This window comes from bacterium (assembly GCA_021108215.1).
Taxonomy (GTDB): Bacteria; Oederibacteriota; JAAXVQ01; order JAAXVQ01; family JAUVAV01; genus JAIORK01.
In genome coordinates this window covers 111,536-137,097 of record JAIORK010000028.1, presented here as the reverse complement: position 1 = coordinate 137,097, position 25,562 = coordinate 111,536, and the positions used below count along the sequence as shown (strand labels likewise).

Here is a 25,562-nt window from a genome sequence, read left to right as displayed (position 1 = left end):
ATTATCAGTTTTCTTGAGTCGAGGGACTCTTTTTTATCCCAATTTGTCGCACTTGTAATTACAATTCACAAGTAATTGGAAAAAACACTCCTGAGCGGAGGTGAAAAGGCACGAAATTCTCTCCGGTCTTTTAAGTCGCGCCTGTTTTATTCAGAGTTTTACATTATTTATTTTTTCTCGGTGTGTTTTATGTTAATCTGTAGCCGTTCTGTACATATTAATACAACTGGACATTATCGTTTGAGGAGGCTGTATGCGTATTTTGGTTACCGGCGGCGCTGGATTTATTGGTTCGAATGTGGCGGATGCCTATATTGCCGCAGGCCATGAAGTGGCTGTTTTAGATGATCTTTCATCCGGCAATATTGATAATGTTAATCCCAATGCCAAATTCTACCAGGTGGATATTTCAGATACCAAGGTCGAGGAAGTTTTTGCGGAGTTCAAGCCCGAAGTGTTGAATCATCATGCGGCCCAAATTTCAGTGCCGTTATCCGTAGACAATCCGCGCGAAGATGCCCGGGTAAATATTGTTGGTTGGCTCAACATCCTGGAAGCCTGTCACAAGCATGCGGTCCGCCGCGTTATTTATATTTCCTCCGGCGGGGTGGTGTACGGGGAACCGAAAAAACTTCCGGCAGATGAGACGTATCCTTTGCAGCCGGCTTCACCGTATGGTATTTCCAAATTTACCGGTGAGAATTATCTGGATTTTTATGCTAAAAAAACGGGATTTCAGTATGTTACGTTTCGTTACGGCAATGTTTACGGCCCGCGTCAGGTACCGCATGGCGAAGCCGGGGTGGTTTCTATTTTTATCCAAGCCCTGCTGGCAGGCAAAGCGCCGACTATTTTCGGGGATGGTTCCTGCGTGCGCGACTATGTTTTTGTTGGGGATGTTGTCCGGGCAAATATGCTGGCCCTGGAAAAAGGGGAGAATGTGGCATTGAATATCGGCACTAATCTTCCGACGGATGTCAATCAGGTGTACCAGGCAGTCCGGACTGCCATGGACAATCAAACTCCGGCGTTGAGCGGTCCGCCGCGCCGCGGTGATTTGCAGGCGATCTATCTCAATGCCGGTTTGGCGGAAAAAATTCTGGGCTGGAAACCGGAAACCGCTTTTGGTGATGGGGTCAAAAAAACTTATGAGTATTTTCGGGATAAGGCCAAGGAGACAAATCAGTGAAAGCCATTATTCTGGTCGGCGGCGAAGGAACACGTTTGCGCCCGCTGACCATCCACCGGCTCAAAGGCACTGTTCCCATGGTGGGACGTCCTTTTTTGGAATACCAGTTTGCGCTGCTCAAGCGTCACGGGGTACGTGATATCACGCTCTCCATCTGTCACAAACCTGAATTGGTCCGCAAGGCATTTGGTACGGGAAGCCGGTTTGGCGTGAAGCTGCATTATGCCACGGAGAAAACCCCGCTGGGCACAGCAGGTGCAATCAAAAATGCGCAAAAATATGTACGGGGCGCAGAAGCGGTTGCGGTATTGAATGGGGATGAATTAACTGATTGGGATTTCACTCAGATGGCCCGGATTCACCGGAAGAACAAAGCCATGGTGACAATCGGTCTGAGCTGGGTCGCCGACCCGACCGCCTACGGTCTGGTCCTGTTTAATTCGCGGGGCCGGGTGCAGCGGTTTGTGGAAAAACCAAATATGGATGAGGTCAAGAGCCACTGGATTAATTCAGGATTGTATATATTTGATGCGGCAGTTTTTGATGCGATTCCGGTCAATACAAATTTTTCCGCTGAGCGCCAACTTTTTCAAAACCTGCTCAATACCAATGAACGGGTCTGGGCGTATACCAGCCGGAATTATTGGAAAGATATCGGAACAACTGCTAAATATCATCAGGCCCACATGGATATTTTGGAAAATAAAATGCGCATGCTGCCGATGGGCAAAACCTGGAAAAACAACAAGCAATTGCGTATGGGGAAAAATTGCCGGATTCATCCTCAGGCCATGCTGTATGCACCAACGGTTATCGGCGATCATTGCGCCATTCAGACGGATGCACGTATCGGCGATTTGGTCGTCATGGGGAAAAACGTGATGGTTGGACAGCGTGCCATTATTGAGCGCAGCGTGTTATGGGATGATATCAGCATCGGCGAAGGAGCGCGTCTGACCGGATGTGTCATTGCCTCCGGTTGCAAAATCGGGCGCTATACCGTGATAAGACCCAATACAGTGTTGGGCGAAAATGCCGTGGTGCCGGATTACAGCCAGGTATAGATTGCGTCTTGTCGCAGCCAACATGCGTGTATACCGAAAATTCGGGAAAATCATCATGGGGTTTTTCGGCGGTGTCATAATAAAATTTTAAGAAATATATTTTAGAGGAGTGTTTGATGGGGACATATAAAGGCAGCGGGGTGGTGGCAAATCGGGATATTCTACGTGAGATTAATCCTGTTTTGGAAGAAAAACTTTTTGAATTGCTTACACCGGAAGAACGAAAAATTTATGAAACCGCCATTCCAGTGGCTAAATTTCCGGCACCGGTAGTTGCGGCAATTTTTGAAAAATCAGCAGCTGTGGTTTTTCCCGGAGATCCGCAAGCTGTTTTTAAAATGGGAAAAAAAAGGGCCAAAATAGCTTTGCATGGAATCTACAAGGTGTTTTTAAAAATAACCACTGTTCCTTATTTAATCAGTAAAACCACCCAATTATGGTCAGCGTTTCATGATCAGGGAAAAATGTGGGTGGAAAAAGAGTCCGAAAAAAAAGCAATTGTTTTTCTATCCGGTTATCCGGAGCTTATTCCAAGTTTTTTAGAGACCACAGCCGGATTTATGGCAGGTGCGATGGAAATTTCCGGTGCAAAAAATGTTCATATTGACATAAAAACCGAGCAGAAAGATCCCTGGAAATGGATCGTAACCTGGGAAGAATAATATTTATTTGAGCGACGTAGGGTTATAAAACATAAAAATGGATTAAAAAGTTAATATCCGGGCCCCAGGTAAGTTCAGAGGTGTTGTCAGTGGAATTAATACTGCCTAATATACCGCCATTGAAAGTAAATCCAATGAATTTTGCCACCATCCAGCCATAGCCGAATCCACCCCCCAAATGATAGTAGGGTTCATTATTGCGGTTGAAAACCGCGCCGCCTAAATAGCAATGGAAGCGTTGATATTTGAACTGAATAAGGTCCAATTGTATCTGCGTACCCAAAGAATAACCGTCATCCAGCGGAAAGGCAGTAAAACTAAAGGACACTGGAGAGGCGTAGAGTACAGTACTCAGACCGATACCACTGGAGGTACCGGTGGCAAATCCAAATCCCAGAGTACGTTCCGAATAAACGGATTTTTCGGAGGTCAAAGTGAATGATTCTTCTTTCTCTTTGACCGGTGTTGAAGGTTTTTTTTTATCTTTAATCAAAGCGTTGGTATCCGTTTCCCCTACCTCTGATTTTTTTATTTGATCTCGTGAAATAGTCAATACGCCGGCAGATGAGTTTATCTCTACAGAATGATTGTCTAATTTAGTGATCTTTCCTTTTAGAATCGAACCGTCCTTAAGATACAATATATCAGCATGGGCCGGCGTGATTAAAAAGCACAGTGTGAAAAACCAAACGATCAGAACCTGTTTCATCGGCAAGTCCTCCCAAATAAAATGATAAATATTTTTACAACGTTTTCTTGCATTAAGATAAGTGGCAAAGGGTCGGTTTGGATTAGTTTTTTAAATTTAACAGTTTTAAAAGTATTTTTAAAGCTATTTTTATAAAGACAGGGCAATATTATGCTTATGCCGGAACGATACGCATGAGTCTTGCTGGGAAAGACAGTGAACTTGTGGACATGGATGAAGTCGGTGGTGTTTTTAGTGGCTCAGTGTAGCAATGTTAAATATTTTACTTGCAATTTTATCTTTTTTTTTATATCTTTTTTGAATTCTTTGCACATAAATATATGCACGTGCGGCATCTGTTGTTCACATATTTATCAACACTGATCGTTGAAAAAACAAAACATCCAATAGGATTAATTTGTTTGAAGGAGTATGGGATGAGTAAGCGAAAAGAAATCCTGAAAAAAATTTTTCAGGAAGGGTTTTTGAATTATGCCGGCTTTACCACCGAAGAGATTGATATGAAAAAAACCGAAAAAGCACCTCATCGCAGACAAAAAATGAAAATCGTGACCAAAAAAGACAGGAAAATTAAATCGCTGGTTTCTCCCGGTATTAAGCTTGATTATACACGTAAGTTCAATGCGAAAGAGTTTCGCAGACTTAGTTATGGTCTCAATCATGAGGATAAGGATGAGAAGTGGTTTATCTATATGGAAAAAGACCGGCTGTTTTTTCATCGCAGCTGGACCGGCGAGTGTGTCTTTATGGTTAAATTTGAGAAAAAGGCTGATCGCTATGGCGTGGTGGATGCATTGATGAATAAAGAATTTAATTATGAGCCGGACTATGCGGTTCGGTTTCTGGCGTATCTGATTGATCGTTTGCTTTTGAGCCGTGCCGTGGCATTTCCATTTCCCGGTCAATTGGTAGATCCTATGGAACGGGCCATGTTCCGGCATGGTATGGTAGGGTGTAGCAAACCCAATGAGGAAAATTAGTCGGTTTGACTATGCGGCGGCGGCTTTGTAAGCTGCCAGATACTGCTTGAGATTTTCTCCGATGGCGGTGAAATCATCCTGATCAAGCCGTGATTTTGAAAAAATACTTCCACCAACAGCAAATCCATCAGCACCGCATTTTTTATACGTCCCTAAATTTTCCGGTGTAATACCACCGCAGGCCAGAAGACGGACAGTGCTGAAGGGTCTCTTGATTTCCTTGAAATAGTCCGGTCCGAAAAATTTAGAAGGAAATATTTTGACCATCGTCGCACCGGCTTGCCAGGCCAGATGGATTTCCTGAGGTGTCAATTATGCCTTTCTTCTCAGGGGAATTAAATTATATTTCAAAAAAAAGTTTCCCTCGACACAGCGCGGTTTTCCATGCGGTCGTGGTGAAAGACTATGTATAATAGGGGTGGATAAATTGAAAAATCATCAAGGGAGTATTTTTATGAAAGATTATTTGCCGGCTGCCAAGGGATTGCTGATCAAACCGAAAGTATTCGTGGCGAACCTGCCTAAGGCCGTGGATGTAAAATTTTGGACATTTTTTTTAATTGCCACATTTTTGGTGACTCAGATCGGTGTGATGATTGATGCGGTTTTTGTCTCAGGCAAAGGATGGGGCGATTTGGCGGCATGCTCCTTGAGAATGCCTTGTTCTACATACTCACACCGTTGCTGCTGCACGCTGCAATACGGCTGTTCCGGGGGCCGGGACGGTTTGCACAGACCTTGCGGATTGTGAGTTGTGCGTTTAGTGCCAATATGATGGCCGTTATCATCAGCCCGGTATTGGCAATCGTGCGCCAACACAAACTTTTGGAAAAAGGGCCGGATGGAGACTATCACAAGTCGTTTTTTCTTGTCATGATCATACTTTTTTATATGGTCTACGTGTATGCCGACCGGTTGATGGGGGCCTATTATGCAGGGATGGCCAAAGAACATGGCTTGGGAATTGCAAAAAGCACACTGGCCGGACTGGTGGCCATGACCTTGTGTGTGCTGATCATGGCAATTGTTTTAATGATTGTATAGATGCGTTGGGAGGATTGATGGCAGATTATCAGTGGACTGAAATGAAGAGCCGGTTATTGGTGATGAAAAAGGAAATCATAGCGATGGAGAAAATCGGTGAAGACGCCGCCAAGCCGGTAGAACTCGATCAATGCGGCATGGGACGGTTATCCAGAATGGATGCCATGCAGACCCAGGCCATGGCCTTAGAAGCGCAGAGCCGTCGGAAATTAAATTTGCAGAGGATTGATTCCGCACTTGTGCGTATCGAAAAAGGGAACTATGGACTCTGCGTGCGCTGCAAGCAGGAAATCAGTGCTGCACGCCTGGATTTCGATCCGGCGGTTTTAATATGTATTAAGTGCGCGAAGTGAAAGCAAGAAGCAAAGTTTCCTGTCCTGCTCTTTGATATCAAAGTAGATGATTCCCCCTTTGCTCTCTATTGGAATCGTTTAGCAAAGGACTGGCAAAGCCGCAAAGACCACCCCAAACAGAATATTTAAGACATTCCAAGTATATTATTTAGGATGCAGCCACTTTTTTGAAATAAAAGACTGCCATTTCAAGTCTAATCTTTTGTGAATAGTTCAATTTAGAGAGCAAATAATACAGAGGTGAGCAAGCACTATGGTGACTAAAAAAATGCATTCCGACCTTCCGATTCCACCGGGAGAATATTTGCAGGAAGTCTTGGAAGAACTCGGACTAAGTCAAACCGAACTGAGCCGGCGTATTGGCCGTTCAATTCAGAGGGTCAATGAGATTATCAAAGGAACCAAGCCCATTACGTCGGAAATTGCCATTCAGTTGGAAATGGTGATGGGTGTTTCAGCCAAAATCTGGACAGGACTGGAATCGGAATATCGGAAAATTAAAGAGAAAAGGATAATTTTATAGTAAAGGTATTTATTAGTGAATTCGGTAGCCTTTTTCAAGAAAAACCTTTGAAAATAAAGTTATTTTTGAATAACCATAAAGTTGTTGAAATGATGACGGAAGGACATCATATTTAAAATGCAGTTGAACATAAAATAACTATTGATTTTTGTAAAAAAACGACGATAATTAGCACTAAATTGAACGAGGGAGATAATTTAATGCTTTTGGAATTTAGTGTCCAAAATTATTTGTCATTTAAAGAGAAGCAGACCTTAAGTATGGTAGCCAGTCCCAAGGCTGAGCGACTTGAAAAAAATACTTTCAAAACAGGTATCAAAAAAATGCCTAGGGCATTGCGTTCAGCTGTTATTTATGGTCCCAATGCAAGTGGGAAGAGTAATTTTTTAGATGCTATTCAATTTATGCGTTCGCGCGTGTTGAAATCATCGAAAGAATCACAAGCTGGCGAAGATATTCCTACAATTCCTTTTCTTTTTGACAGTCATACAACTAAAAAGCCTGGTGAATTTGAAATACACTTTATTAAAAATAATGTCCGGTACCAATATGGTTTTTCTGTGAGTACTGAAAAAGTCATGAGTGAATGGTTGATGGCTTATCCGGCGGGAAGGCAGCAACTTTGGTTTGAAAGGAAATATGATAGTGCTCAAAAAGTGGATGTGTACAATTATGGTCCCTATTTTAAAGGGCAACGAAAAGTTTGGGAAGAGAGTACCAGAAAAAACGCCTTGTTTTTATCAACCGCAGTCCAGTTAAACAGTGCGCAATTACAACCGATTTATCAATGGTTTAAAGATCTTGTTACCAGATCATTTGGAAACGCTATTTCGGGAAATTTTTCCGCGAAATATTCACAGACAAATGAAGGAAAAAAAAAGTTGCTTCGTTTTTTGAAAAAAGCTGATAATAGTATTGAAAATATTAAAGTTAAAACAGTGAAGATGAATGAAAAAGAAATCCCTGAATATTGGCCGGATGAAATGAAAAAGCGGTTTTTGAAAAGAGATCGCTATGATATTTATATGATTCATCATCGTAGTGATGATGAAAAAGAAGTGGCGCTTGAATATGAATATGAGTCTGAAGGTACACGCAGACTTTTTTCTATTGCCGGTCCCTTGGTCGAAATTTTGGAAAAGGGAAAAATTGTCTTTATTGATGAACTGAATAAAAGCATGCATCCACTCATGGTGAAATTTTTAATTGAACAATTTCATAGTTCGCAAAACAAGACATCCCATGCGCAAATTATTTTCACAACCCATGATACATCACTTCTGGAAACAGACATCATGCGGCGTGATCAGATTTGGTTTACTGAGAAAAACAAGGAAAATGCATCTGAACTTTATCCATTGACTGACTTTTCTCCCAGAGCAGAAGCATCCCTGGAAAAGAGTTATCTCAAAGGTCGTTATGGTGCGTTGCCGCTTATTGACGAGGATGATGATTAATGGCACCGGATCAATTGCACCATAAATGGCGGATAAAAAAAGAAGAAGAGCTGGTTCGCCGCGAAGCTGTACGCGCAGTTTATGATATTATCCTCATCGTTTGTGAGGGGGAAACTGAAAGAGAATATTTTAAATTCATTAGAAAGCATCTGAACCTGAGTTCGCGGTATATGAAAATTTCCGAGGATGAGCATGGTTCTGATCCTATGAGCGTGGTCAATCATGCGATTGCAAAATTAGAAAAAGACCCGGATTATGACCGGGTTTACTGTGTGATGGATCGTGATAAGCATACGACATTTAATGATGCGATGCGAAAAATCAGAGATAGCAAATTTACAAATAAACTTATCCCGGTTGTGTCGGTACCGTGTTTTGAATTCTGGATGCTGTTGCATTTTAAATATACGACGAAGCCCTTTTGTACGGCAGGGCAAGCTTCGAATTGTCGTAAAGTGATTCATGAGTTGCATAAGCATATGCCGGAATATCAAAAAGCAAAAAAAGAAAATTTTGCTGCAATTTGGGATAAACGAGACAAAGCTATTAAAGGGGCGAAACAGATTTCAAAATATCATGAAACATCAGGTACAGATAACCCGTCGTCTGATATGTATAAGGTTGTGGAGGACTTGGAGAAGATGAGTAAGTAGGAAGGTTGGAGCATTTAGGGCATGGCTCAAGATTGTGAAAAGAAGGTGGTAGGTATTTTTTTCCCAAGAGGCGACTGGACAAGCAGGAGGATTATGAATGTATAGTATGAAATCACTGATAGACCAATATGAAGCAGCAGGATTGGCAGAATCTAATTTCAGAGGTAATTTAAAAACTAAAGATGAAAATAAAAAAAATCAAATAATGTGGGAAGTACACTTTGCCTGTTTGTTGCTGAATAAAGGTTTGAAACTTAAGCGACCTGTTGGAAATAAAGGTGGGCTTGATTTTTATATGGAATATGAAAATGAAAAAATATGGTTTGAATGTAGTGCGCCGGAAGAAGGGGAGAAAAAAAATAAGGTTCAGGGTATTTTAGAATATAAGGAAGAAGATACTTTTGAATCTGGCATTTTGATCAATGACAATAAAAATAATATGAAACTACGTATCACACAATGTATTTGTGAGAAGATAAAGCAAAGACAACGTGCAATTGCGAAAAATATTATGTCCAACGATGAGTCGTGTATTTTAGTAATAAATCTATCCAGGGCTTTTGGTGGTTGGGGAAATATACAACCAGTGTTTAATAAAATTATTATGTCAGTTTTGTATGAAAAAGGTGATAGATTTTTTAATCAAAAGGGGCAGATTGTCGTAGCGTCAAATTGTGATTTATATAAAAATGATAAGCTTATAAAGAATGACTATTTTTTAGATGATGAGTTTCCATATCATGCAATAGTTTATTCGGCTGCTTCCAATTTTCTAACAGGAGAACTTGAGGATAGCTTGAAATATGTCTTGCATTCAAAAGCAGAAACGAAGGTAGCAAAAATGATGGATAAATATTTTGGAACTAAAGCAAGAGTGATATTGAAAGCTTAAGTCCTCCCACGCGTTCAAAACACATCTTCGGCAGCCAACATTACGCTTTTTCTTCAAACCTCTTTGCCAATCAACATTTCCAGGGTACGAGTACCGCGTGTCAAGAATTCAATCACATCAACAAATCCACCAATACAATGAGCTTGCCCAGTTTTTTCATGCGCCAACGTTTTTTGTCTTTGCGAAGTGCTCTGTTTTTCTTCAGATAGTCCCTATATTCATAAAAAGCCAGGTGCATCAAGGTGATGTCCTCATCCGACAACTCGACCACCAAGGGAGAGCGAGGATTGATAATCTCCATGTCAGAACCTCCGGGGAATGATAGCATAGAGAATATATTCTCATAGACAGGGAATGTCAAGTGCTATTTACTCGTACATATCACACGGTAGGGGAGATATGTATGGGTAAGCCGGAACTTGATCCTATTGTTAAAGAGTTCATGCGTTTGATAGGTCAGGAACGCCAGCGACGGAAGATGAGTTATGAGCAGGTTGCCAAACTGGCGGGCGTTCATAGGACAACCATTAGCTTGATTGAGCGCGGCAAATTCAATCCTACCTTGCAGATGTGCATCAGCATTTCAAATGCTTTGGATATTTCCTTTTCAAAGCTGATTACCCGATCGGAAAAAATGACCAAAAACAAAAAAACGACAACCAAGTAAGGGAGTATTGTCATTGATGTCCGTTTTTAGGGTGCAATACGTCCATACTTCTTAATAAATTTATCTGTGTGAAATGGTGATTTTGACTTTTTATTTCTTTGCGTCTTAGCGTGAGGAAATTATTTTTCGATTTTTTTATCCTTTAAAATCAATCACTTTCACAAAAAGCGAAAGAAAAGCGAAAATAAACTTGACAGTAATACGAACAAATGGTAAACATGATACAGAAGTTGAGCACAAGATTTTTTTTGAGGTTGGTTTTCGGTTTTTGTTCGCTTTCTGAAGATGGATTTTGAGTTGTCTCGTAGCGGAGACCAGGCGGATTCATTCCCAGGAAGGCGGTGGCTCTCTATGCAATAGAGAGTGGGGGTTCGGGGGCGAAGCCCCTGACTCGGATAGGAGGGGCCAGCAAAACGCATCGGCGTTTGCGTCGGGGGAACCTTCGGTGCCCCCGAAAGCACAGCTTATTGTAGGAGCGGGTTCTCCTCCTGTGCCAAGGTTGCCCAGGACAAGAGAACCTGCTTCTACAGAAAAAATCTAAAGGAGGAGAACAAGATGTTTTTCGGCAATTCAGACCCTACATTTTTCGCGATGATGCTCAGCGCCTTTCGGCGTCCTGGGGAGGACCCCACCCAAGTGATCAAAGATTTAATTGTCGAATTTCATCAGACCATCGTTCTTCCGGGAAAGGAAATGATGAAAAAAATACCAAAAATTTTCAACTGGAAAAATAGAAAGAAACGCCAGGCAGAGCAATCGTCCAAGTCGGCGAAGCACGATACAATGAAGTCTGCGGATTTTGAGTTGTTGGCCGCTTTTCCGGTCGACCGAGCGAATCCTCAGACTTCAAAAAAGGTGCGATTGTTACGTTCAAGCCTGGGGCTTTTGTACGGTTCTGTGGCCACGGTTCGGGTTCCGGTCATTGGAAGTCGTGTGCAGATGGCGCTGCCCCTGGCCATGGTGGCGACAACGCCTAATCAGCCATTTACAAAAAAGGCGGTGAGTCGCGAATTTCCTAATATGGAAGATCCCTTTGAATTGATTGCTGCGCAGATGCCGGACCGCGGTGAGGTATACACAGATAATCGGCTCTCTATTTTTATGGAGAGCGGGGGTTCGGGGGCGGTAGCCCCCGATTCGGATAGGAGGGGCCAGCAAAACGCATCGGCGTTTGCGTCGGGGGAACCTTCGGTTCCCCCGAAAGCTCCGCTTGTGTTGGCGGAAAGACGGCATTAGTCCCCTGACTTTCCGCCAAGCTGGGAGAGAGGGCGCCTTGCCTACTACCACACCCGCCCTCTCTTCTAAAACAAAGGATGATATAATATGAAGCTCTCGGAAAAAAATATAACCCTGAAAGAACTCAAACAGATCCCAGGCGTGGGGGACGCGATTGCCAAGGATCTCTGGGACATGGGCATTCGGGGGATTGATGATTTGAAAAATAAACGTGCGGAAGCACTCTACATGCAGCTTTGTGCTCACCAAGGCAAACAGGTTGACCGCTGTATGTTGTATGTATTTCGCTGTGCGGTATACTTTGCCTCTTGCCAACACCATCAACCGCATTTACTGAAATGGTGGAATTGGAAGGAGCAAAACGGCGAGCCTTCGGAGGGACCGCCCCGACCGGATGGGGGATCGTAAGGGACTTCCTTAGGTCGTAGGTCCCCCCGACGCGAACGCCGATGCGTTCTGCTGGCCCCCCCTATTCGATTCAGGGGCTTCGCCCCCGAACCCCCGCTCTCTACAAAATAGAGAGCTAGAAATGAGGTTTTGAAATGGCGCTTACAAGAAAGCAGAAAGAGATTCTGGATTTTGTACAACACTCAATCACCGCCAATGGCTATGCCCCGACCTTGCGCGAGATTGGAGAACATTTTGGGCTTTCATCAGTGGCCACGGTGCATAAGCATTTGAAGACACTGGAGGAAAAAGGCATGCTCTCGCGCGAAGAGGGGCGGGCCCGGCATGTAGAGGTCAGGGAGCCCGAAGATGTTCCGCGTGCCTGGGAGGTCCCCATGCTCGGTATGGTGGCAGCCGGATCGCCGATAGAGGCGCTGGAACAGCCGGAAAGTGTTGTGCTGCCGGAGGACATGCTCGGACGGGGTGAGACCTTTGTGCTTACGGTCAAAGGTGATTCTATGATCGAGGACCATATTTTGGACGGCGATCATATTATTGTAGAAAAGCGTAACCGTGCGGATAACGGTGAAATTGTTGTGGCATTGATCGAGAACGAAGCCACGGTCAAGCGTCTCTACCGCGAAGCCGGGCGGGTACGGTTGCAGCCTGCCAATGCCGCCATGCAGCCTATTTATATAAGTGAGGGTGACCTGCATATTCAGGGAATTGTGATCGGCGTGCTCCGCCGCATGCAACGACGGTGAAAGACGGGGTTCACCGCTGAGGCGCTGAGTACGCAGAGAAAAACATGAATAGGGTAAAGGCATAAAAGTCATGAAAATATCTGTGACTCTGCGGTGAGCGAGGAATTCACCGCAGAGACGCCGAGGGCGCTGAGAAAGGCATGATTAGGATAAAAGCATGAAAATCAAAAAAATCTTCAGCATTATGGTGAGAAATGAATGGTCATGAAAATGATATTACCAACATAATTATTGGATCAGCGATAGAAGTGCATTCGATGTTGGGGCCCGGGCTTTTAGAATCAACATACGAAGAATGTTTGTGTCATGAATTGATGTTGCGGAAGTGTTGTTTTGAACGGCAAAAAGAGTTGTCGGTTTCATACAAAACCATCAACTTGGATTGTGGTTATCGTATTGATTTAGTGGTTTCGAAGTTGGTGGTTGTTGAGCTTAAAGCTGTTGGACAATTAGAACCGATACATGAAGCACAATTATTGACATATTTAAAACTAACTGGTTTGAAAGTAGGAGTACTAATTAATTTCAATGTTTTAACTTTAAAAAATGGAATTAAAAGAATGGTTAATAATTTTAAAGAAGTTAATTTCAATAATTTTTCTGCGCGCTCCGCGTCTCTGCGGTGAATGGAGGGGGACAATGATCATTAGTATTTTATTTTGGGGATTGGTGGCGGGTTTGATTCATTTTATTGTTGTGGGCGGCTTGTACCAAAATTCTGTGGTGGCTGGAATTTACAAATCCCTGGAGAACCATCCGGGCATGAAGCAATGGCCGGATATTAGATGTTATTTGAGCCGCATGTTTCTAGGCACACAGGTGGAAATCTATATTTTTGCTGCGGCCTATGTGTATTTGCGTCAATTTTTTCCTGCACCGGAGGGTTGGATGACAGCCCTTACGCTGGCCGGTATTTTTGCAGCCATTCGGATTTATCCACGCTCTTTTGCCATGTGGATTCAGAGCAGTTACCCGGCCAAGTTGATTGCGATTGAAACTGTCAATGGTACGCTCGGGACCTTTGTGATTGTACTTAGCCTGAAATTATTACCTTTGTGAACGTGAACGTCTAAGGGCGTTGCCAACTGATCGGTGCGAATGCAATTACCTGGCGGGAGTTGCGGCGGCTGATCTGCGGGCAACGCCTTTATCCAAATATTGTCATGTTTTTTTTGAAAGTCAGGTGTTGTCTCATGCCTCGTTGTATTTTCCATCTTGATCTGGATACTTTTTTTGTTTCAGTCGAACGACAACTTGATCCCACCCTCTACGGTAAACCTGTCATTGTCTCGCCCGGCGGCAGCCGAAGCGTGGTCTCGGCTGCTTCTTACGAGGTACGTACATTTGGTGTACATTCCGCGATGCCGATGGCGACAGCTCGGCGCTTGTGTCCCCAGGCCGTGATTTGTCCGGGAAATTTTCAGGCGTACCAAAAATACTCGCGTGCTTTTTTTGATATTTTAGAGCAATACTCACCTGATCTGGAACCTGCCTCTATGGACGAGGGCTATATGGATTATACCGGGTGTGTTCGGCTTTTTGGTCCACCCCTGTTGGCAGCGGAGATTATTCAAAAGCAGGTGAAAGAAAAACTGGGTCTGGATGTCTCGATCGGAATTGCCACTTCCAAGGTGGTGGCCAAGATTAGCTCGGATTTGGCCAAACCGGCCGGTATTCTATATGTAAGGCCGGGACATGAAGCGGCACTTTTGGCGCCTTTGCCTATCCGGCGACTGCTCGGGGTGGGTCCCAAGACCGAGCCGCGTCTGCAAGCATTGGGTATCCGCACGATCGGAGATTTGGCACATCTGGCCAAAGAGAGGGTTAGCAAGGTGATGGGCAGCACGGGAATGTGGTTGCATGATGCTGCCCGTGGTCGAGATGATTCCCTGGTAGCCCGGCGGGAGCAGGCCAAGTCCATCAGTCATGAGGAAACATTTTCGACGGATGTCATTGATCCCGGTGTACTGTGTCATGCCCTGTACCGCTTGGTTTGCGAAGTGGGTTTCAGACTGCGCAAGCACGGTCTCAGGGCGGCGACCGCCTGTGTCAAAGTGCGCTATGCGGATTTTTCGCTGCATACCCGCTCACTCACGCTGGCGCATCCCACAGATATTGATAAAAAATTATTCGAAGCTGCCGAAGCATTGCTGCTCAAGGCACGTGACCGGCGGGTCCGTATCCGGTTGGTCGGTTTCGCAGCCCAGAAGCTGGTCAATGCGCACGGGCAGGGAGTTTTGTTGGATACTGTGGAAAATGAAAAAATGGAAACTTTAAACATCGCGGCGGATGCTATCCGTAAACGGTATGGTTACGACACTGTCCAGTGGGCCAGCCTGCTCCGGCAGGAGGCGGAACCGTAGGGGCGAATCTTGTATTCGCCCTGCAGCCAAAGAGGCGGCCGGCGATCTGGTACGTTATGCCGACCGGGATGGTTGAGGTTGTTTTGTTTCCCCGGGTATGCCAGGCACATGGGCACAAGCGGTTAAACAAGGGTTCCTATGTTGTTGAAGGTGTGGTTGAAAATGATCACGGCGGCCTTACAGTTACTGCTGAGCGGGTGGATCATATAATGCTGATGAATGATCTTGAAAAGAAAGGGTAATTATAAGTGTTTAGAAGAGATAACATTGAAGGCGCACAAAATATATTTTATTCAACGTAGGGAAGGGTCGCGATCCTTCCCTACCAAGAAATTTTCAAAATGTTATTCCAGGTGGGATAACGAAAAAAATAAATTGTAGGTATTCAGAGGTTGCATTCCTAGAATTGATGTAATAATATAATGTTGGTTTAACTCCCTGGAGGATTTGATGGAGAAGTATTTTCAAAAGCTGCATGAACTCATTGCGAAAGCGGAATTAACCCCTTCTGAAGTCAAGGATGGTATGCTCTCGATTTATGTCGTCATCAGCCGTTTGAATCAAACCCAGGGAAATTCGGAAATGGGTCTGAAACAAGAAGCTGATTCGCTTTATGCTCATATTAGCGGATTTATGGGCGCGATTTTTTGGGAGCGTGGTTTTGATTTTGAAAATCCCACCTTGGAACAAATTGCAGAAGTAAAAATTATGGTTGATGGTATGACTCAGATTTATGCGATGCCGGATAATTTGCAAAATGTCCTTAATGATGTTTACGATACAATTGTTGGTTATGCCAAAGGGTTGGCTGGTCAAATTTCCACTGAAACCAAAGCGCTTCTCAATTTGGGTGAGACCCCGGCGTCGGAAATAACAGCAGACCAACCAAGTGAGGAACCCCAACCTCCCGTCTATGGTCAAGATCATGAAATAGCATCGATTCTCTCGGAAATACCTTCGGATACCCAGTCTACCTGGGATGATGAGTTGCCGCCGCATGCGCCTGTGCAGCCCATGCCGGAGGAAAGTGCGGGTGCGCCGGAAGAAGCCCAGGCAGATGCATCTGTACCGGAAGCCGGTCAAGATGGGGACAGCACAGCACAGACATTTGATCCTTCGAAAGTATTGGAAGAAGATGATCCGGTTTCCGCCTCTACCAGTGTTACGTCAGAGGAAGCCGTGCCTGCCATGCAAATTAAACCGGAAGAGCCAATAAGTGAATCAGGTGACTTTGATCCGTCCAGCGTACTTGAAGAAGAAGTACCTGTGCCGGTGTCCATGGATACCGCGCCGGAGGAGACGGCCAAGATAGAAGAATCCCAAAGTGATTCAAGTGATTTTGATCCGTCCAGAGTATTTGAAGAAGAAATTCCTGTGCCGGTGTCCATGGATACCGCGCCGGAGGAGACGGCCAAGACAGAAGAATCCCAAAGTGATTCAAGTGATTTTGACCCATCCAGGATAGTTGAAGAACAGGCACCTTTGCCGGAAATCCCGGCGGATTCACAGGTTGAAGAATTAGTACAGGAAATTGATGCGCCGATCGATGCACCGCATACGCACGAAGACGCCCCGCCTGCGCCGGAAGTGCCGCTGGAACAGGTGGGTGATGAAAAAAAGGCATGGCCGTATGAGGTGATTTCTCCGGAAAAACAACAGGAGGACCCGGAACCGAAAAAAACCAAGGTTCGCAAAACCAAGAAAAAAGCTGTCAAGAAAACCGTCAAAAAGCGGACCCGAAAAAAAGCGGTTGATCCAGACGCTCCGGCCAAACCCAAGAAAAAACGCACACGACGCATTGATGCCAAATCTTTGAAAATTAATCTGTCAGCTGTTCAAGTTCCGGATGACTATATGACGGATGAAGCTTCGGACAATGAGACGCCGGAGGCGCCGATTCAGGGAGATGAAGGCAGTCAAGAGATGTCAATGCCGCCGCAGATGGATACACCTCCCATGCCGGAGTTGGACGCAGACATACAGCGTCAAGAATCCATGACTGAGCAGGCGGAAGCGCCCCGGGAAATACCCGGAATACCCGAATCCGAACCTGTACCGGAAGCTGCGACACAGGATGATTTTATGGAGACGTTATCCAGTGATTTTTCCACGGAAGAGCAGGAAATCGGAGAGCAAGATGATTTTTTAGAACAGCCGCAGGAAGAAGTCCCGGCGCCGAAAGTGGCCATGGATACCGGTTTGGCAGATACAGTTCCTGATCCTGCCGCAGTCGAGGACTTGACGAAAGAACCGGTGGATGAACCGGTGGATGAACCGGTGGATGAATTGGAAACGAGCGTGGTCCAAGAGGGAAGTTCAGATGATGACAGTGCTGATGAAACACATGCCGGAGCGGGGGCGGTTGATTCCGGTGAGTCCATTTTATCGGGGATTCCAGGATTGGATGATGAGGTTGAGGTGCAGCCGGTTGCGCAGGCAGGAGCAATGGAACCGGAGACTGCAGAGGAGACGGTATCTTATGCACAGGCGTTGGAAGCTGAACCGGAGCCGGAATCATCACCTTCTTCTTGGGATGAAGTTGCAGAACCTGTTTTAGAACAAGAAGCAGCAAACGAAACAAGAGAGGAGGTGAACACAATGACAACACCGGATTCTGAATACAACGCCGTGCCTGAAGCGGATGTTTCGCCGGAACCGCCGCGTAAGAAAGGAAGCGCGCTGGCCGCGATTCTCATGCTGTTGCTTGGTTTGGCGATTGGCGGCGGAGGGGCCTATTATTATTTTGGTGTTTATCAGGGAAAATCAATCAGCGACATGGAATCCAAGCTGAGCGAGGCACAAGCATCCCTGGAAGCCGCCAAGACCAATTTGGCTGTTGCGCAGGAACAAAGCAAAAACATTAGTGCTGCTTTGAACCAGCAGCAGGAAGCGTCCAAGCTGCCTGTCGTACAAGCGACGTACATCAAAATTGGAAAAGGTGCGATTATTTATTGGGAAGACAAATCGCCGATCAACCGGATGTACAATCTGTATCGGGCCAAGGGTAAAAAAGGCAAGTTTAAACAGGTCAACAAAGAACCGTTGGCCAAAGACTTTTTGCTGTTTCGGCAAGTCTCAAGAGGAACCTGGCGCTACGCAGTTACTGCCATTGATCTGGAGGGCAATGAGACTGAAAAGAGTGAAATTCTATCATTGAAATTTCCGCTGAAAAAATAGGGTGAAAAAGCAGTTGGAGCCGGTTTGGGCCGCTGCTTTTTCACCCTGAAAACCAACCTGAAGTTATTCAATTAACAAAAAGAAAAAATCGTTTTTGTGATAGAAAATAGTTAGTTCTTGTTACGGAAAGTTCGTTTTTCATTAATTGACCAGTATCAGCCTGCGCGTATGATTGGTCTCGTATGCAGCTAATGGGCAAGAGATTATAACGGGGTTGTGAAAAAGGCGGTGTATAAAGTATTTTAAGTAGGTTTGAAAGATGAATAGCCAAACCCTGCGCTGCGTACTCGACCAACAATCCGCGTAGGCATTTTGGTATTCGTCCTGCGGAAAGTTTTCACAGCAGAAATTAGTTAAAAATGCCATGACACCTTTAGTTGGCCGCCTTCGCGTGTCGGCATCAGGGAAAAACTGACATCCGATTCAGTCGTTTGCCGCTGATGAAATGCCGTCACACTATATCCAATAAGGAGTCCGAGACCCGCCCCTGCAATGACATCACTTGGCCAATGATGCTGGTTATAGATACGGGCATAGCCAACCAGTGCAGCCAGCGGAAAAGTGATCCATTCAATATTGTAAGCGTCTCCCAGGATGGCGGCAGCACAAAATGCGGTCATGGTATGACCGGAGGCGAAACTTTTATTAGAAAAATTGCCGGTAAACCAGAGACGTTCTTGGTTGTTGGTCTCAGGTCGGGTGGCAGTGAAAGCAGCTTTCATCAGCGTTGCAATGATCGCGACATTGAGTTGTCCTTCCAGGGCACGGGTTGCGACTTGTTGGTCATAATCATTACCCAATTTATACAAAGCCGCATACGCGACAACGTGAAAAAAACCATCACCCAAAAGCGATGCAGGCGGTATGACTTGATCTTGCCAGTCATTGCTGTGATCCTGGACATCGTGGTACCAATTGAGATCATTATTGAATCCGGCAGCCAGAGCGGCTGCAAATCCCGCAGTTACGAAATAGCCTTCCCATGTTCCGTGAACAGGCGAGGTGATGATATCTGTAAATTCTCCGAGCGCATTGGACAGGATTGTAGGGGCGGGGGTCGTGTCTCCCGCGTGAGCAGGTGCCGGACAGACAGTGCCAAGGAAAAGTGTGGCAGCAAGAAAAAGGCTGTTGGTTAGCCATCGGGTTATTATATTCACAAAAACGCTCCCTGCGCAATGATGTCATGCCAAGTCTAACTTGCCGCGTACGGCTTTTTAAACGGACTAGTAGTAATGATTTTTTACAGAGTATATCCAAGTTCCCGCTCGTTTGCCCAGCTTGCCCCGCGAATGCGGGGGCGGACTTGCCCGGCGAATGCCGGGTGCCGGGTCAGAGCGGGGAAATTGAATGGTTGAAATCATTGAAGTATGCTATAGATTACGAGAGATGGGCGGTGTTGTCAAACTTGAGTTTGCAAATTAGGGAGTCATACACCTGTCTGCAGGATATTTTGAAGTGTGAGGATGCGATGGATATTCATTTTTTAGGTACGGGTACCAGCCACGGTATTCCGGTGATCGGTTGTACTTGCCCGGTTTGCCAATCGCCGGACCACCGGGATAAGCGCCACCGTGCATCGGTGGTGATTGCTACGGCCAAGACCAAACTTTTGGTTGACGCATCACCTGAATTGCGGTTGCAACTACTGGCAGCCCGTATTAAACAGGTCGATGCCATGCTTTTAACCCATGCCCATGCCGACCATATCGCAGGATTGGATGATGTGCGGATATTTTCCGAGCGGACAGACCGGCCTTTTTCCATTTATGGTCCGGCATCGGCATTGCGTCAATTGCGCCGCCGTTTTGACTATGTTTTTAAAAATACCCAGAAGGGCGGCGGGAAACCCCGCCTGCATCTTCATCCGGTGGAAAAACCATTTGCCATCGGGGATATTCGTATCCAGCCTATTCCTCTGTGGCACGGCCGGGTCAGGGTTTTTGGTTATCGGGTCAAAAAGTTTGCTTATTGCACGGATGTTTCGGCAATTCCGCAAACCTCATACAAGTTGCTCGCAGGGCTTTCAATTTTGGTGCTTGATGCGCTGCGTCCTCATCCGCATTCGACTCATTTTCATGTCGGGCAATCTGTTGCAGAGGCAAAAAAGATTAAGGCAAAGAAAACCTATTTTACCCACATGTGTCATCTGCTTGGCCATCAGGCAACGGAGCAGGAACTGCCGAAAAATATCCGTCTGGCTTATGACGGCTTGAAATTGCGTTTCTGAAAACCGGGGAGAGATTTGTGACGTGAGGCTGAGTCCGGTAAAGATTGGTATAGGCTTGACGCTCTGTGCGGGGGCGACTATAATTTGTTTAGGTAGGACAGGGGGAAATTTCGTGAAATCTTTTTTTGGAAAAAGTCTGGTCATCCTCGCGATCATGATTGGGTTGGGCGGATGCGGTACACGTGTGTTGGTGCAGCCCAAGGCGGATATGGGTTATTATAACCGGGTAGCTGTACTGCCTTTTGAGACCGATAGTTTTCTCTCCACCGTGGGGTATCAATTGGCGGACGAAATTTTGGTTCAGCTTTTGGAGACGACACCTGCCCTTCAGATGGTGGAACGCACGCAGATTGAAGCGTTGCTTCAGGAACAGACCATGGTGCGCAGCGGATATATGAGTATGGAGTCTGCGATTCAGGTGGGACGTCTGCTGGGTGTGCGCGCAATTGTAACCGGTAGTGTGACGATCGCGATCGGTGATGTTCGTTCCTCGCCCCTGAATGCACAGCGGGTCGCCACCGGGGTGGCAACCATACGTTTTATTGATACACAGACCGGTAAAATTATCTGGGCAAAGCGCGAGACCGCAGAATACGGCTCGTTTAAATCAGTTGAAGGATCGACTTTTTATAATTATAAAACCGACCACGAAATTGTTCAGGAAGTTATACAAACTTTGGGAAAACTTCTGGCCCGGAATTTTTATCCCCACTACGAACTGCAATAAAAATCCGCAGGCTCAATATGCATGATATGTAATTTATTTGCTCGTATCCATACTCGGCGCCCGACCTGAGGAATAATATTTTTTTGGGACGCTACGCTGCCTGCGGTATTTTTGTACTGCGCGTCCTTGCTCGGTAACGTAAAGGCACCGGGCCACTACTGGAAGTCGCCGATATGAAAGGCGAAGGAGAAAAAATGATCAGCTGCGAAGAAAAAAGTGCGTTATTACAATTAGCGCGGGATACGATTACAGCTAAAGTGGGTAACCGGCCTTTGTCTGAAGTGGCTAAGCTGACCGGACGGTTACAGGAGCCGGGCGGCGCATTTGTGACCATTCATAAGCGCAAGCAGCTCCGGGGGTGTATTGGATTATTGGAGAGTGATTTGCCGCTGGCTGAGACTGTCAGCCACATGGCAGTTGCAGCAGCGACTGAGGATTCGCGTTTTTCGCCAGTCCGCTTTGAGGAATTGGGAGATCTGCATATTGAAATCTCAGTGCTCTCTCCAATGCGTCGGGTGGAGCAGGTCCGGGATATTCGTTTGGGCATTGATGGTGTACTCGTAGCGCAAGCCGGGCATAGCGGGGTTTTTCTTCCTCAGGTGGCGCAGGATACGGGTTGGGATTTGGCAACGTTTTTAAGTGAATTATGCGTCGGTAAGGCAGGTTTGGCAGCCGATGCATGGCAGGACCCTGAGACAGAATTACGCACTTTTACTGTAGAAATTCTTGCAGAAGGTGTTTGAAATATCATATGGTTACGGATATTGAATTCGGGCTTTATGAAAAAAGTAAAAAGCCGAAGCTACATTTGGGAAAGAAAAAAGAAGGACAGAAATCATATTTACCCTTGTTCTGACCAAACAGTTTAGGTATAATCCTTCCCGATTGAGGAGGCATTGCCATGGTTGAGATGAAAGTAAAGGGTTTGGCGGTTGACGCCAACTCCAAAATACCGGTGGTCATTCTGACTGACCCTGAAGAGAAAAGATATCTGCCTATTTGGATCGGCATTTATGAAGCGGATGCGATTTTGATTGCCTTGGAAAAAATTAATGTTCCCAGGCCCATGACGCATGACCTCATGAAATCGATTCTGGAGACATTGGGCGTCACCATTGACCGTATTTTAATTCATAATATCCAAAACAACACGTTTTATGCACGGATATCGCTTATCCGCGGAGACGAGGAGTGGGAAATTGACGCCCGGCCTTCCGATGCCATTGCATTGGGGTTGCGTGCAGAGTGTTCGATTTTTGTTTCCGAGAAGGTTATTGTGGAAGCCAGCATCACCGATAAATCCAAGTATGAAAAAGAGAAGATTGAATTTAAAAAATTCTTTCAGGACCTTAAACCGGCCGATTTTAATCGTTGATTCAGGATGCAAAAAAAAAATTTTCCAAAATATCGCCAACTAGGCCAGGCAAGTATGGCCGGGATCATGCTTGCAGCCTGTATTTTCGTTGGAACAGCCATCGGTGTTTGGCTGGACCGCTTGCTGGGCAGCAGTCCTTGGATGATGCTTTTTTTTATGGTGATGGGGATTGTTGCAGGGTTTTATAATGTTTTTCGGACAGTTGTTTCCTTGGGGGATTCAAACACCAAAAAATGAAGCCATTTTTTAGGCGTATCTTGACTGTGATTGGAATCGCGGTTCCAATTACGTTTTTCATCACCGGGCTTCCAGCCTGGGGCCGGGGGGCCTTGCTGGGGGAAATTCTGGGTTTTATCAGCTATGTTTGGGTCGGGTTGAGCGTAAGACGATTTTTGTCTAAAGGTTTGCCTGAAGTCCGTCGAAAATTATTTTTGCATACATTATTACGGTATGCTTTGATCGGCGGTGTGATGTTCCTTGCCGTCAAAGCACCGGCGATTCATATCGCGGGTGTATTGATTGGTTATACGATTATACAGATGCCTGCCGCATTTTTTCGGGCACTGAGTACTTAGTCGATTCTGAAAAAGCAGAAATAGTCATTGCGAGGAGCGGAAGCGACGCAGCTCCAACCGGCTGGGGAATCGTATGGGACTTCCTTTGGTCGCGATCTCTTGATTTATTAAGGAAGAGCTGAGATCGCTGCCCGGCACCCGGCATTCGCCGGGCAAGTGCGCCGGGCAAGCTGCTCGTGATGACCGAAAAAGCAGTTTTTCAATATCGATGACTTAAGGCGGTTACGATGAGTGCAGTTCCGGAAGCAGTAGAATTTCATCTTCCCTTTGACGCCAGTATCCTGATGAGCCTGCTGGGTGTGGCAATTATTGGTTTGCTTTCCTGGGCAGCCACCCGCAAGCTCAGCCATGTGCCGCGGGGTGCACAGAATTTTATGGAATGGATTTTAAATATTATTTATCAGTTTGCCGATGACATGATCGGGCCGCAAGCACAAAAATTCTATCCTTTGTTTACAATGCTCTTCTTTTTTATTTTGGTTTCCAATCTTATGGGATTGATTCCAGGACTTTTTTCCAGCACCAGCCGGCTTTCCACTACCGTGGGGCTGGCCTTGGTTGTGTTTTTTTCCACCCATTATTTTGGTGTCAGGGAACAGGGGGTCTGGGGATATGTCAAACACTGGTTTGGGCCGGTGCCGGTATGGCTCAAACCCTTTATGTTGATTATCGAACTGATCAGCGAACTGGCCCGTCCGCTCTCGCTTTCATTCCGCTTGTTCGGAAATATTTTAGCCAAGGAAATTTTGCTCGGTGTTTTGGCGCTTTTGGTGATTATTTTTCTGCCGTCCGGTAATCTGATTCAGGAAATTTTAACCTTAGTACCGCTTGTTCTCCGGCCCTTGATTATTTTATTGGGGATTTTAGTGAGTATTATTCAGGCTTTTGTGTTTATGCTTTTGGCCATGGTGTATATCGGTGGCGCTATGCAGACGGAAGGGCATTAAACCGGAAACCGGAAAGCGGAAAGCGGAAAGCGGAAAAAGGGAAGGCAAACAAGGGCCTGGGGTCCTGAAAATAAATGCAGGAAAAAATATCAAGGAGGATTGACAACGTGAAAAAGATGATGATGAAAATTGGACAAACATTGCTATGGGTACTGGCGACCACGTCTGTGGCCATGGCCAGCGAAGAAGCGGGTCATGTGGCGGAAACCGCCAAAGCGGCCAATGGCGATGCTACCTGGTATTTCATTGCTTGTGCGGTGGCCGCAGCCTTGGGATTGGGTTTGGCGGCTTTTGGCGGTGGTATTGGTCAGGGAACTGCGGTGGGTAAAGCCGTGGAAGGGATTGCCCGTCAACCCGAGGCGACCAGTCAGATTCAGACAGCGATGATTATCGGTATTTCATTTATCGAATCCTTGTCGATCTATGCCCTGGTGGTTGCATTGATTCTTTTGTTTGCCAATCCATTTGTCAGTTATCTGATTTAATTTATTCGCCGCGAATTCCCCGCGCCTCAGTGCAGGGGAATTGCGGGAGCACAAAGGAGCAGGTTTATTATGATTGAAATCAGCTGGCCGCTTTTAATTACTCAAGTCGTCACCTTTTTGGTGGCCATGGTCGTTGTATGGAAACTATTTTGGGGACCGTTGACCAAGATGATGCAGGAACGGACCCGGAAAATATCTGGTGACCTGGAAAAGGCGGATCACGGTCGTCGTGAGATTGAGTCATTGGAAGCGGATTATCACCGTCGCCTCTCGGATATTGAGGAGCACGCACGCAAAGAGATCAACAGCGCGATCCAGAAGGGAAACAAGGCCAAAGAGGACATTTTGGTAGAGGCGCGGGATGAGGCGCAGAAGGTATTGGATAAAACCCGGCGCGATTTGGCAATAGAACGGGATCAGGTTATTCGCGAGTTGCGCAGCCAGGTGACCGAGATTTCCATGACCGCAATTGAACGCATCTTGGGAGAAAGCATTGACAAACAAGTCCAGCAGCGTTTGTTGGATGATTTTATTGATGAAGTGGATAAGGTGCAGAAACTATCATGAATTCCGACCGCGTCGTTGCCGCCAAGTATGCACGCGCTCTTTTAGAGCTGGCGATGGAAAAAGCATCCGCTGATCAGGTAAAGGAAGATATGACACTGATGACTCAGTATTTTGGGGACCAGGAAGGGAAGGAACTCTTGGTCAACCCGCTGCTGGAGGCGGGGAAAAAGGTCCGGATCGTGAGCGGTCTGCTGGAAGGCAAGGTCCATCCGCTCTCGCTCTCGCTGCTCAAGTTGTTGATCGAGAAACGACGGGGCGCATTGGTCAAAGCTGTAGCGGAAAGTTATGAAAAAGAATGGCTCGTCCGCCAGAATAAAAATATTGCCAAAGTCATTACGGCAATTCCTTTGACTCGAGAGCAGATCAGCAAATTGCGTATGAAGTTACAGACGATTTATGAAGGTGAATTGGAAGTACAAGAACAGGTGGAACCCGGCCTGAAAGCCGGTGCCCGGATTGAGATGGATGATTTGCACCTGGACGGAACATTGGCGGGACGTTTGGCTAAGTTGCGCCGTGTTTTAAGCTCGGATAATTAA

At 45.8% G+C, this 25,562-nt stretch carries 33 protein-coding genes; 29 read left to right on the top strand and 4 right to left on the bottom strand.

Annotation, left to right across the window (positions count from 1 at the left end):
- The first annotated feature begins 253 nt into the window (after positions 1-253).
- The 3 genes from K8S19_05980 (at position 254) to K8S19_05970 (ending at position 2,915) form a co-directional block, all read left to right on the top strand.
- Positions 254-1,189 (top strand): NAD-dependent epimerase/dehydratase family protein, encoded by a 936-nt coding sequence (locus tag K8S19_05980; protein ID MCD4813224.1) that lies wholly within the window; start codon positions 254-256, stop codon positions 1,187-1,189.
- Complete coding sequence (locus tag K8S19_05975) at positions 1,186-2,253, top strand: NDP-sugar synthase (protein MCD4813223.1); 1,068 nt, start codon at positions 1,186-1,188, stop codon at positions 2,251-2,253. Before K8S19_05980 ends, K8S19_05975 begins: the two co-directional genes overlap by 4 nt.
- A 116-nt stretch (positions 2,254-2,369) precedes the next feature.
- Positions 2,370-2,915 (top strand): hypothetical protein, encoded by a 546-nt coding sequence (locus K8S19_05970; GenBank protein ID MCD4813222.1) that lies wholly within the window; start codon positions 2,370-2,372, stop codon positions 2,913-2,915.
- Positions 2,916-2,937: 22 nt separating this feature from the next.
- Here K8S19_05970 and K8S19_05965 read toward each other — a convergent pair whose 3' ends face one another.
- The gene (locus K8S19_05965; protein ID MCD4813221.1) at positions 2,938-3,624 is read right to left on the bottom strand and encodes a hypothetical protein; all 687 of its coding nucleotides are present in this window, start codon (positions 3,622-3,624) and stop codon (positions 2,938-2,940) included.
- A gap of 416 nt (positions 3,625-4,040) precedes the next feature.
- Here K8S19_05965 and K8S19_05960 point away from each other — a divergent pair, with 416 nt between their 5' ends.
- Entirely contained in the window at positions 4,041-4,604 is a 564-nt protein-coding gene (locus tag K8S19_05960) for a hypothetical protein (GenBank protein MCD4813220.1), read from the top strand.
- 9 nt (positions 4,605-4,613) lie between these two features.
- On the opposite strand, the gene K8S19_05955 is transcribed toward K8S19_05960, so the two are convergent.
- The gene (locus tag K8S19_05955) at positions 4,614-4,916 is read right to left on the bottom strand and encodes a bifunctional 4-hydroxy-2-oxoglutarate aldolase/2-dehydro-3-deoxy-phosphogluconate aldolase (protein ID MCD4813219.1); all 303 of its coding nucleotides are present in this window, start codon (positions 4,914-4,916) and stop codon (positions 4,614-4,616) included.
- Positions 4,917-5,246: 330 nt separating this feature from the next.
- Between K8S19_05955 and K8S19_05950 the strand changes: the two genes are divergently transcribed.
- The 6 genes from K8S19_05950 (at position 5,247) to K8S19_05925 (ending at position 9,526) form a co-directional block, all read left to right on the top strand.
- Entirely contained in the window at positions 5,247-5,648 is a 402-nt protein-coding gene (locus K8S19_05950; GenBank protein MCD4813218.1) for a hypothetical protein, read from the top strand.
- A 17-nt stretch (positions 5,649-5,665) separates the two neighbouring features.
- Positions 5,666-6,001 (top strand): TraR/DksA family transcriptional regulator, encoded by a 336-nt coding sequence (locus K8S19_05945; protein MCD4813217.1) that lies wholly within the window; start codon positions 5,666-5,668, stop codon positions 5,999-6,001.
- Between the two features lie 253 nt (positions 6,002-6,254).
- Positions 6,255-6,524 carry a HigA family addiction module antidote protein gene (locus tag K8S19_05940; protein ID MCD4813216.1) on the top strand — a complete coding sequence of 90 codons (270 nt, stop codon included), beginning with the start codon at positions 6,255-6,257 and terminating at the stop codon, positions 6,522-6,524.
- A gap of 200 nt (positions 6,525-6,724) precedes the next feature.
- On the top strand, positions 6,725-7,981 hold the full coding sequence (locus K8S19_05935) for an ATP-binding protein (protein MCD4813215.1): 1,257 nt from the start codon (positions 6,725-6,727) through the stop codon (positions 7,979-7,981).
- Entirely contained in the window at positions 7,981-8,634 is a 654-nt protein-coding gene (locus K8S19_05930) for an RloB family protein (GenBank protein ID MCD4813214.1), read from the top strand. The genes K8S19_05935 and K8S19_05930 overlap by 1 nt, the downstream gene beginning before the upstream one ends.
- 97 nt (positions 8,635-8,731) lie before the next feature.
- Positions 8,732-9,526: a hypothetical protein gene (locus K8S19_05925; GenBank protein MCD4813213.1), complete on the top strand. Its 795-nt coding sequence runs from the start codon at positions 8,732-8,734 to the stop codon at positions 9,524-9,526.
- 112 nt (positions 9,527-9,638) lie between these two features.
- Here K8S19_05925 and K8S19_05920 read toward each other — a convergent pair whose 3' ends face one another.
- Complete coding sequence (locus tag K8S19_05920; protein ID MCD4813212.1) at positions 9,639-9,827, bottom strand: hypothetical protein; 189 nt, start codon at positions 9,825-9,827, stop codon at positions 9,639-9,641.
- A 102-nt stretch (positions 9,828-9,929) separates the two neighbouring features.
- Here K8S19_05920 and K8S19_05915 point away from each other — a divergent pair, with 102 nt between their 5' ends.
- From K8S19_05915 to K8S19_05875, 9 genes are all read left to right on the top strand, one after another.
- Positions 9,930-10,193, top strand: coding sequence for a helix-turn-helix domain-containing protein (locus K8S19_05915; protein MCD4813211.1), 264 nt, complete (start codon positions 9,930-9,932; stop codon positions 10,191-10,193).
- A 555-nt stretch (positions 10,194-10,748) separates the two neighbouring features.
- Positions 10,749-11,429: a hypothetical protein gene (locus tag K8S19_05910; protein MCD4813210.1), complete on the top strand. Its 681-nt coding sequence runs from the start codon at positions 10,749-10,751 to the stop codon at positions 11,427-11,429.
- Between the two features lie 87 nt (positions 11,430-11,516).
- The gene (locus tag K8S19_05905; GenBank protein MCD4813209.1) at positions 11,517-11,837 is read left to right on the top strand and encodes a helix-hairpin-helix domain-containing protein; all 321 of its coding nucleotides are present in this window, start codon (positions 11,517-11,519) and stop codon (positions 11,835-11,837) included.
- A gap of 134 nt (positions 11,838-11,971) precedes the next feature.
- Positions 11,972-12,580 carry a transcriptional repressor LexA gene (gene lexA / locus K8S19_05900; GenBank protein MCD4813208.1) on the top strand — a complete coding sequence of 203 codons (609 nt, stop codon included), beginning with the start codon at positions 11,972-11,974 and terminating at the stop codon, positions 12,578-12,580.
- Between the two features lie 194 nt (positions 12,581-12,774).
- On the top strand, positions 12,775-13,206 hold the full coding sequence (locus K8S19_05895) for a GxxExxY protein (GenBank protein ID MCD4813207.1): 432 nt from the start codon (positions 12,775-12,777) through the stop codon (positions 13,204-13,206).
- 13 nt (positions 13,207-13,219) lie between these two features.
- On the top strand, positions 13,220-13,639 hold the full coding sequence (locus K8S19_05890; protein MCD4813206.1) for a hypothetical protein: 420 nt from the start codon (positions 13,220-13,222) through the stop codon (positions 13,637-13,639).
- A 134-nt stretch (positions 13,640-13,773) separates the two neighbouring features.
- Positions 13,774-14,943 carry a DNA polymerase IV gene (gene dinB / locus K8S19_05885; GenBank protein ID MCD4813205.1) on the top strand — a complete coding sequence of 390 codons (1,170 nt, stop codon included), beginning with the start codon at positions 13,774-13,776 and terminating at the stop codon, positions 14,941-14,943.
- 56 nt (positions 14,944-14,999) lie between these two features.
- Entirely contained in the window at positions 15,000-15,185 is a 186-nt protein-coding gene (locus tag K8S19_05880; protein MCD4813204.1) for a hypothetical protein, read from the top strand.
- 208 nt (positions 15,186-15,393) lie between these two features.
- On the top strand, positions 15,394-18,120 hold the full coding sequence (locus tag K8S19_05875; protein MCD4813203.1) for a hypothetical protein: 2,727 nt from the start codon (positions 15,394-15,396) through the stop codon (positions 18,118-18,120).
- 353 nt (positions 18,121-18,473) lie between these two features.
- Here K8S19_05875 and K8S19_05870 read toward each other — a convergent pair whose 3' ends face one another.
- Complete coding sequence (locus K8S19_05870; protein ID MCD4813202.1) at positions 18,474-19,277, bottom strand: phosphatase PAP2 family protein; 804 nt, start codon at positions 19,275-19,277, stop codon at positions 18,474-18,476.
- A gap of 311 nt (positions 19,278-19,588) precedes the next feature.
- Here K8S19_05870 and K8S19_05865 point away from each other — a divergent pair, with 311 nt between their 5' ends.
- From K8S19_05865 to atpH, 10 genes are all read left to right on the top strand, one after another.
- Positions 19,589-20,347, top strand: a complete 759-nt coding sequence (locus K8S19_05865) for an MBL fold metallo-hydrolase (protein MCD4813201.1) — start codon at positions 19,589-19,591, stop codon at positions 20,345-20,347.
- Positions 20,348-20,459: 112 nt separating this feature from the next.
- Complete coding sequence (locus K8S19_05860; GenBank protein ID MCD4813200.1) at positions 20,460-21,074, top strand: CsgG/HfaB family protein; 615 nt, start codon at positions 20,460-20,462, stop codon at positions 21,072-21,074.
- A gap of 173 nt (positions 21,075-21,247) precedes the next feature.
- Positions 21,248-21,817: an AmmeMemoRadiSam system protein A gene (amrA, locus tag K8S19_05855; protein ID MCD4813199.1), complete on the top strand. Its 570-nt coding sequence runs from the start codon at positions 21,248-21,250 to the stop codon at positions 21,815-21,817.
- 158 nt (positions 21,818-21,975) lie between these two features.
- Positions 21,976-22,449, top strand: coding sequence for a bifunctional nuclease family protein (locus K8S19_05850; protein ID MCD4813198.1), 474 nt, complete (start codon positions 21,976-21,978; stop codon positions 22,447-22,449).
- 6 nt (positions 22,450-22,455) lie between these two features.
- Positions 22,456-22,686 (top strand): AtpZ/AtpI family protein, encoded by a 231-nt coding sequence (locus K8S19_05845; protein ID MCD4813197.1) that lies wholly within the window; start codon positions 22,456-22,458, stop codon positions 22,684-22,686.
- Complete coding sequence (locus K8S19_05840) at positions 22,683-23,024, top strand: ATP synthase subunit I (GenBank protein ID MCD4813196.1); 342 nt, start codon at positions 22,683-22,685, stop codon at positions 23,022-23,024. Before K8S19_05845 ends, K8S19_05840 begins: the two co-directional genes overlap by 4 nt.
- Positions 23,025-23,251: 227 nt before the next feature.
- Positions 23,252-23,971 (top strand): F0F1 ATP synthase subunit A, encoded by a 720-nt coding sequence (gene atpB / locus K8S19_05835; GenBank protein ID MCD4813195.1) that lies wholly within the window; start codon positions 23,252-23,254, stop codon positions 23,969-23,971.
- Positions 23,972-24,144: 173 nt separating this feature from the next.
- Entirely contained in the window at positions 24,145-24,456 is a 312-nt protein-coding gene (atpE, locus tag K8S19_05830) for an ATP synthase F0 subunit C (protein MCD4813194.1), read from the top strand.
- A gap of 69 nt (positions 24,457-24,525) precedes the next feature.
- A complete protein-coding gene (gene atpF / locus K8S19_05825) occupies positions 24,526-25,023 on the top strand; it encodes a F0F1 ATP synthase subunit B (GenBank protein MCD4813193.1) in 498 nt (165 codons plus the stop codon).
- Positions 25,020-25,562, top strand: coding sequence for an ATP synthase F1 subunit delta (gene atpH / locus K8S19_05820; protein ID MCD4813192.1), 543 nt, complete (start codon positions 25,020-25,022; stop codon positions 25,560-25,562). Before atpF ends, atpH begins: the two co-directional genes overlap by 4 nt.